The organism is Deltaproteobacteria bacterium (genome assembly GCA_016210005.1).
Lineage (GTDB): Bacteria > Desulfobacterota > Binatia > HRBIN30 > JACQVA1 > JACQVA1.
The window spans coordinates 1-2,387 of the sequence record JACQVA010000005.1 but is presented as its reverse complement, the minus strand read 5'-3'; the positions used below and the strand labels follow the sequence as shown (position 1 = coordinate 2,387).

Annotated in this window: 2 protein-coding genes; both read right to left on the bottom strand. The window is 61.2% G+C overall.

The features are described from left to right. A partial coding sequence (locus HY699_00395) for a recombinase family protein (protein ID MBI4514265.1) occupies positions 1-1,582 on the bottom strand: 1,582 nt, incomplete at its 3' end. A 161-nt stretch (positions 1,583-1,743) separates the two neighbouring features. Then, the gene (locus tag HY699_00390; protein ID MBI4514264.1) at positions 1,744-2,073 is read right to left on the bottom strand and encodes a hypothetical protein; all 330 of its coding nucleotides are present in this window, start codon (positions 2,071-2,073) and stop codon (positions 1,744-1,746) included. Positions 2,074-2,387 lie beyond the last annotated feature (314 nt).

Sequence of the window (2,387 nt, the reverse complement as noted above, 5' to 3'; positions counted from 1 at the left end):
TCTGGGGCACCGGATCGGCGACCCGCGGATCCTTCGGCTGATCGGGCGCATGCTCAAGGCTGGCGTGATGGAAGACGGGCTGGTGCGGGCGAGCGAAGAAGGCACGCCACAAGGCGGCGTTATGACTCCCTTTACGCAAAAGGTAACCTGGGTTGGGTAGCACGGCGGAAGGGCCCGACGTCGGCGCCGGTGAACCATTCGATCCAGAACCGGATGGGGGAACCGGAATCGAATGGCGCAGCGTGATGGTGTCACCGCCGACAAGAACTTCTCTCGTCACGAGCCGGAGTATTCGCTGACGCTCTTGCACCTCCAACGTCTCGGCGCGCGCATGGAGCTTGCTGCAAAACCCCACCAGGCTTTCGGCAAGCTGGAGGTACTTCTCTGCATCCACGGCTGCCAGCTTCAAAGATTGTAGTTCCGCCTCGATGGCCCGCGCCTGCTTGCGTAACTCGGGCATCCGCTGACGTAACTGCTGCAATGTCACCAAGCCTTCCTGATACGCGGTGATCAAGCGATCCATGTTCTTTTCCAGCCGGGCCTGTTCGCGACGCAACTCTTCGTCTCGTTTGTGGAGTGGATCGGCCTTAGTGGCTACCGCTCTACGCCGGTCGATCTCCGCTTGGATGAGCGCGGGATCTTCCAGCAAGTGCAGCAGTTCGCGCCAGACCACTTCATCGAGAGCGTCCTGCCGGATGGGGCGGTTCGTGCAGACGGATCCTTTGAGCCGGCGATAACCGTCTGAGCCAAGACAGCGATAGTAATACAGCTTTCGTTTGGACGTGCGCGTCGAGGTCCGGTACAACGCATAGCCGCATTGTTGGCACACCAGCATGCCTTGTAGCAGGGTCGGCTCGATCGTGCGCCGGGGTGAATGCTGCTTATTCTGCTGCAACTGCTCCTCGGCCAAAGCAAACATCTCCTCGCTCACCAGCGCAGGTACCGGAACTTCGATCCAATCCGCGCGGGGTCGCGCGTGGCCGGCGCTGTCGCGGCTCGGTAATCCTTGGCGTTGGCGTAGGGGCCGCGTGATCCGCTGCCGCGGACCCAGTTCCGTGTAGGCAGCCGAGCTATCGCTCTTGCGCACATACCGGTAGCCATAGGGGGCTCCGCAAAGCACACTCACCACGCCCTGTTGTGCCTTGTGCCGTTTCCCCCGGCGCGTGCGTTCGGCAATCTGCGCCCGTTCGTATTCGGCGATCATCCCCTGGAACTGCAGCAAAAGCTGATCTTCCGGCGTCGCTCCAGCCGGCGACTTCAGAAAGATCAGTTCTACACCGCAGCGCGATAACTCTTCGGCCAGCAGCACCTGGTAAGCGTACTTGCGACTCAGCCGGTCCGGCCCGTAGACCAACGCGGCCGCGATCTGGCCTTCAGCTGCCAGGTCGCGCAAAGCCTCCAAGCCGGGCCGCAGCATGTTGGCGCCACTATAGCCTTCGTCTTGGAACACCCACGCTGGCGGCACCTGGTAGCCGTTTGCTTCGGCATACGTTTTCAGCGCCGCCGTCTGGCTGGCAATCGTGTGATTCTCCTTCTGCCGGTCGGAACAGACTCGCGCGTAGATCGCTGCTGTCTTGTTCATCCATCCCCTCCAGGAGTGGCCTCACTGACGCAGATAGCGCACGTCCAGTCGGCCAGCGTTTGTCGGGCACCAGGGCCTGATAGACCTGAGCCAGCTTATCTGGCAGCAAACGATCGAAGCGATACTCCAGCTGCAACCTGCGGACCGCAGCGGGCTTCGGCTCAGCCACGTCCTCGCCCTCCGGCTACCAGGGCCAGCAAGGCCCGACTGACCACTTCGCTGATCGACAAACCCCTCGCCATGGCGTACTGCCGCACCCGTTGGATCAAACTGCCTGAGAGCTTGACGGTAAATGCCGTCTTGGCTTCGCTCACGGGCACGGGTCGCTTCAGCCGCTGAGCTTGTTGCAGGTAGCGATAGGCCTGGCGTGGGGATATGCCGCAGTCCTGAGCCAATCGCGCAACCGCCTCGGGCAGATGGTCCAACTGCCGAAGCAAATCGCGGGCGCGATTGAGACGGTCGGATTTCTCCGCATCGCTGGCCCGGCCCATATGTCATAGACATACAACTCTCTGTGTCATGAGTCAAGGCTCTCCTTGGCCCCTGCAGCTGCAAGCCTCTAAAACCAGACGTTCAGCGTTGGTTGGCTGCACCTGCACTTGACCGCTATCGATACCTCACTGACCGTTCAAACGCAAAGTTACCTTTTGCGTAAAGGGAGTAAGCACCCCGCCTTGCGGAGTCCCACGCTCGCTCGGAAAGAGCCGCCCTTTGCCGTAGCTTCCTGCCTTGAGCATTGCTTCTATCAGACGCAGCACCCGGCCATCAGCCACACGCTGGGTTACCAGGGTGAGCAGCTTCTCGT

What these genes read in the sequence shown, in the direction of transcription:
- HY699_00390 (MBI4514264.1), bottom strand. Translation starts at nt 2,073, where the DNA reads ATGGGCCGGGCCAGCGATGCGGAGAAATCCGACCGTCTCAATCGCGCC.